6 protein-coding genes and 1 tRNA gene are annotated in these 5019 nt (G+C 67.9%); 2 read left to right on the top strand and 5 right to left on the bottom strand.

Features of this window, described 5'->3' with window-relative positions:
- From WBA11_RS16535 to WBA11_RS16515, 5 genes are all read right to left on the bottom strand, one after another.
- On the bottom strand, positions 1 to 202 hold a 202-nt coding region (locus tag WBA11_RS16535; protein WP_424521747.1), incomplete at its 3' end, for a hypothetical protein.
- Between the two features lie 129 nt (positions 203 to 331).
- Positions 332 to 405, bottom strand: a tRNA-Val gene (locus WBA11_RS16530).
- 212 nt (positions 406 to 617) lie between these two features.
- Entirely contained in the window at positions 618 to 1193 is a 576-nt protein-coding gene (locus WBA11_RS16525) for an RNA polymerase sigma factor (protein ID WP_424521748.1), read from the bottom strand.
- Between the two features lie 218 nt (positions 1194 to 1411).
- A complete protein-coding gene (gene holA, locus WBA11_RS16520; RefSeq protein WP_424521746.1) occupies positions 1412 to 2446 on the bottom strand; it encodes a DNA polymerase III subunit delta in 1035 nt (344 codons plus the stop codon).
- Between the two features lie 107 nt (positions 2447 to 2553).
- On the bottom strand, positions 2554 to 2778 hold the full coding sequence (locus tag WBA11_RS16515) for a hypothetical protein (RefSeq protein WP_424521745.1): 225 nt from the start codon (positions 2776 to 2778) through the stop codon (positions 2554 to 2556).
- A gap of 197 nt (positions 2779 to 2975) precedes the next feature.
- Here WBA11_RS16515 and WBA11_RS16510 point away from each other — a divergent pair, with 197 nt between their 5' ends.
- On the top strand, positions 2976 to 3635 hold the full coding sequence (locus tag WBA11_RS16510) for an MIP/aquaporin family protein (RefSeq protein ID WP_424521744.1): 660 nt from the start codon (positions 2976 to 2978) through the stop codon (positions 3633 to 3635).
- A 104-nt stretch (positions 3636 to 3739) separates the two neighbouring features.
- Positions 3740 to 4870 (top strand): DUF3179 domain-containing protein, encoded by a 1131-nt coding sequence (locus WBA11_RS16505; protein ID WP_424521743.1) that lies wholly within the window; start codon positions 3740 to 3742, stop codon positions 4868 to 4870.
- The last annotated feature ends 149 nt before the right edge of the window (positions 4871 to 5019 follow it).

Here is a 5019-nt window from a genome sequence, read left to right as displayed (position 1 = left end):
ACCACAGCGCGTCGGTGCCGGCCACGCCGACGGCCGCTAGCGTCCCGCCGAGTGGGATCACGACGGCCGTTTTGCTCTGGACCCGTGGACCCGTGGACCCGTGGACACGCTCGACGCCTCGGCGTGCCCGGTGCGTGTTGTTGCTCGAGAACTGCTCGTTGTGGTGAGCGTAGCCGCCCCACATCTCCGTCAACTCGCTCACGAACCTGAAGCGTCGGAGACGGGCGCGGCCGCCGTAAGAACTAACGCTGCTCAGCTACAACTTGCTTGGCCGTGATTCAACCGGAAGGATAAAACACGTTGTCTCGCAACCACTGGCGGGTACACGGGGTGGGCCTTGATGGATTTGAACCATCGACCTCTCGCGTGTGAGGCGAGCGCTCTAAACCCCTGAGCTAAAGGCCCTCAGAGAAACCTAAGCTAGCAGGCCTGCCGCACTGTGGGCAAGCGACACGAGTGGAGAGCCTGCGAGGACGCCGCCCTGGCGACAATCGCCCTCCGTGTGAACCCGTCGTCCTCGGTGCGGCAAGCTAACATGGCGATCCGCCCTCGAGGGCGGACACGAAAAAGGGCGGCTCCCGAGGTGGGAACCGCCCGCAGAATAGACCTCGAGGGCGCTAGTCCTCTTCGGGAACGTAGACCTCCTTGAGGATGCCCTGGAGCTTGGTTCGGCCGCGGTTGATCCGCGACTTGACCGTGCCCATCGGGAGGCCCGTGATGTCAGCGATCTCCTCGTAGGCAAGCTGCTGGACGTCGCGTAACACGACGACCTCGCGGAACTCCTCGGGGATCTGCGCGAGCGCCTCCTGGATGTACTTGTCCTGAATCGTTCCCTCGGCGTGCTTGTCGGGGAGGAATGTCTCGTCGGGGATCTCGACCTCGTACTCCTCCTCGTCGCGGTTCACGGACTGGAGGCTGTAGAGCCGGCGCCGCTTCCGCTTGCGGTATTCGCTCCGGGCCAGGTTGCCGGCGATGGTGTAGAGCCAGGTCGAGAACTTGGCAATTCGGCGGTAGCTGTGCCGGTTGCGGTAGACACGGAGGAACGTCTCCTGCAAGAGGTCCTCGCACTCCTTGACGTCGCCCAGGAACCGGTAGATGTAGTTCGTCAGCGGGTCGTGGTAGCGGCCGACCAGGATATCGAAGGCCTCGACCGTCCCCATCTGGAACTGGCTCATCAGGTCCTCGTCATTCATCTGCGAGAGGACGCCGTGATTCTTGGTCGCGGGGGTCACCGTGCGGGCGGTGGCCTTGGCGAACGTCTGCTTCTTCAGTGTCGGCATAGAGGGGGCGTTTGGAGTTGGTAGTCCGGCGGGCGCCGGTTTGTCAGCGACTCGGAATCGCGCAAGGAGTGTGCCCGGTCCCCTGTTGTAACAGCGAACGCCCCTGTTTCGTGGAATCCCCGTAGTGGAGGCTAAGGAGATGGCGCAGCCGCGCGCCGGAGGGCCAGGGTGAGCGTAAGCCGGGGATCGCGGCGGGCACCCCCTTTAAGCTCGAGGTCCGCCGCTAAAAGGGCGCCGAGCGCTCGCCGAATGCCGTCGGGGCCGTACCGGCGCGCGGGCGGCTCGTACTCGCGGACGACGAACGGCGGCACGCCGATTTGTCCGGCCCACTGGCTCTGCGGGACGCCAGCAGCGAGACAGCCTGTCAGCTTCCACAGCTTCGTCAGGTACGCCGAGAGCAACGCGACGATCCGGATCGCCTCCGAGGACCGGTTTCCAGCCTTCCCCAGCAGACCGTCCGCGATGGCGAGGGCCGACGTGACGTCGCCCCGTCCCAAGGCGGCCTGCAAGGCGAACGGGTTCTGCTCGGCCGAGTGGCCCGCGGCACGGAGCACGTCGTCGCGAGTGACCCGCGCTCGGTCCCCGACGTAGGTGACCAGCTTGTCGACCTCGGCATCGAGCGAGCGCAAGTCGGGGCCGGACAGCTCGGCTAGCGTCGAGGCCGCGCCGGCCTCGGAGCTCACGCTGAAATCCCGGAAGCGGCCCTCGACCCAGCTCGGGAGCTGCCGGTCCTTGAGCGTCTCGAAGTGCGACCACACCGCGGCCTTCTTGAGCGCGGCGTAGGGCCTGCTCCGTAAGTCCGGCTTCCGGTGGCACAGGAGCAAGACCGTGGCGGTCGGGTTCGGGGCTTTCGCGTAGGCCTCGAAGGCCGCGTTGCCGTCCAGCTTCTCGAACCCCCGGACGACGACGAGGCGGCGCTCGGTCATCATCGGGAACTGGGCGCACTGTGCGAGCGCGGCCTGGGCGTTGGCCTCCGGTCCGAACACGACGTCGAGGTTGAAGTCCCGCTCGTGCGGCGCGATGGCGTGCTGGATCGCCAAGCGCTCGAGCTCGTCGATGAACCAGCCCTCCTCCCCGTAGAGGAAGTACAGCGGGGCGAACTTGCCGTGCCGAAAGGCCGTCGAGAGGTCGTCGAACGAGGCGCCGGTCTTGCGCGCTTTCGCCATGAAGAGGGAGGGCAGACACGGGGAAGGTAGACTGCGGGTCGTCCTCGATGCGTCGCCCTCGAGGTGCCATCCTCGAGTTGACGAGGAGCCGTCGCGCCGGGGTCGAGCTAGCGTGCGGAGGAGACCGGGCGGTAGGTGCATCGGCACCATCGTCCTAGGCCCAGCTCGTGCGGGATGGGAGCCAGGGCCATCGCGTCCTCGATGGTCATCACCGTCCGGTGGGCTCCTAGGCACTCGGGTCCGGCATCCGGGCCGGCGTGGAGCCGCACGTACCCGATCCCGGCCTCAGCGATCATAAAGAGCTGGTAGGCCTCGACCTCGCGCGGAGACATGTGGGGGAGGCGCACGGAGGCGACGCGAGGGACGACGTGCATCGGGCGACGCGGCATCGAGGTCGGGGGGATGTGCAGGAAGTACAACCTCAAGAGTCCCGTCTCCAACTCGTCCGAGACTTCGGCATGCACGCGTTCCAACCCGGCGGTGGAGTCGCTCCCCCGTAGCTTTGCGTCTCACCTCACAGTCCCTCTCCATGACTGCCAAGCTGGTCTCCGAGTTTATCGGCACGTTCTTTCTCGTCCTCACGATTGGCCTGACGGTGCTGATCGGGAGCGCGCTCGCGCCGCTCGCCATCGCGGGCATGCTGATGGCGATGATCTACCTCGGCGGCCACGTCTCGGGTGCGCATTACAACCCGGCCGTTACGCTCGCGGTGTGGTTGCGGGGCAAGATCCCGACGTCGGAGGTGCTGCCGTACATGGGGGTCCAGGTCCTGGCAGCGGTCTTGGCCGCGTTCGCGGCCTACATCGTGACGGGCGACGTCCTGCAGGTGACGCCTGCGGAGGAGACGAGCCTGGGCGCGTTCTTCCTGCTCGAGATGCTGTTCACGTTCGCGCTCGCCCTCGTGATTCTGAACGTGGCGACGAGCGTGGAGACGGCCGGGAACGATCACTACGGGCTCGCGATCGGGCTCGTGGTGTTGGCCGGCGCCCTGGCGGCCGGCCCGATCTCGGGCGGCGCCTTCAACCCGGCCGTCGCGCTCGGCCCGATCCTGGTCGACGTGTTCGTCGGCGAGGGGCTGACGATCGGCAACCTGTGGATCTACCTCGTCTCGACGTTCGCCGGCGGTGCGCTCGCGGCGTTCGTGTTCCGCATCCAGAGCCCGGCCGACGCGGGCAACGAGCCGGTGTAGGGGAAGCGGTATGGTGAGGAGAGGCGAGGGGACACGTGCGTCCTCGAGGACGACATAGCTCGTCGTCGTCCTCGAGGATGCTTCTGTCGTAAGGCGGAGGTCTGATGACTGCGTCTCAGAGCATGACGACACGACTGCTCGCCGCCGCCGCCCTTCTCGCCGGGTGCACCCAGGCACAGCCGCCCGAGCGCGCGATTCCCGGGTTCGACACGAACACCGCCAAGCGGACCATCGACCTGGCGGAGTTGCAGTCCGGCGGGCCGCCCAAGGACGGGATCCCCGCCCTCGACGCGCCCCGTTTCGTGAGCGCCGACCAGGCGTCGTCGTGGCTGGCGGACCGTGAGCCCGTCGTCTTGCTCCGCATCGAGGACGAGGCGAAGGTTTACCCGCTGCAGATCCTGACGTGGCACGAGATCGTGAACGACTCCCTCGCGGGCGTCCCGGTCGCGGTCACGTTCTGCCCGCTGTGCTACAGCGCCGTCGCGCTCGACCGCCGCATCGAGGGCGAGGACGGGCCGCAGACGCTGTCGCTCGGGGTGTCGGGCCTGCTCCGGTTCTCGGACATGGTCATGTACGACCGGCAGACCGAGACGCTGTGGCAGCAGTTTACCGGCGAGGCCATCGTCGGGGACCTGGTCGGCACCGATCTCAGGGTGCTGCCGGCCCAGATCGTGTCGTTTGCCCAAGCGCAGGACGACGCGCCCGCCGCGCTGGTCCTGTCGCGCGAGACCGGCTACGACCGCGACTACGGGCGCAACCCGTACGTCGGCTACGACGACATCGGCCGGTCGCCGCTGTTCTATCGGGGCGAGACCGGCGGCGGGCTGGTCCCGATGGAGCGGATCGTCGCCGTCGAGGTCGAGGACGCGTTCCGGGCCTACCCCGCGTCCGTCACGCGAGAGCGCGTCGTCCTCGAGGACGATCTCGGCGGCGTGCCCATCGTCGTCTTTCACACGGACGGCGCGGTGACGGCCTTGGGCGAGGGCGAGATCGCCCAGGCGCGGGAGGTCGGGACGTCCGGCGTGTTCCGGCGCGTCCTCGAGGGCCGCACGCTGTCGTTCGTCTGGGAGGACGGTGAGATCCGCGACGGGCAGACGGGAAGCCGGTGGAGCGTGACCGGCGAGGCAACCGCCGGCGCCCTCGAGGGCGAGCGTCTGGCTCCGGTCCAGTCGCACGACACGTTCGCGTTCGCCTGGTTCGCGTTCCGGCCCGAGACGACGGTCTACGGCGAGTAGCGGCCTCGAGGCCGCGCTACCTTCGGCGCCCGTTTCCGACCGTCTGGTGCGCGTCCTCGCCTACCTGCTCTTGTCCGCGCCCGCGTGGGCGCAGTCGCCCGCCGGGTGGCGTTTGGCGACCGGCCTCGAGGTCGCGACCAGTCTCGAGG

The organism is Rubrivirga sp., assembly GCF_049648075.1.
Classification (GTDB): domain Bacteria; phylum Bacteroidota; class Rhodothermia; order Rhodothermales; family Rubricoccaceae; genus Rubrivirga.
Note: the sequence above shows the minus strand (reverse complement) of the source record. Positions and strands in the feature narration are given on the sequence as shown.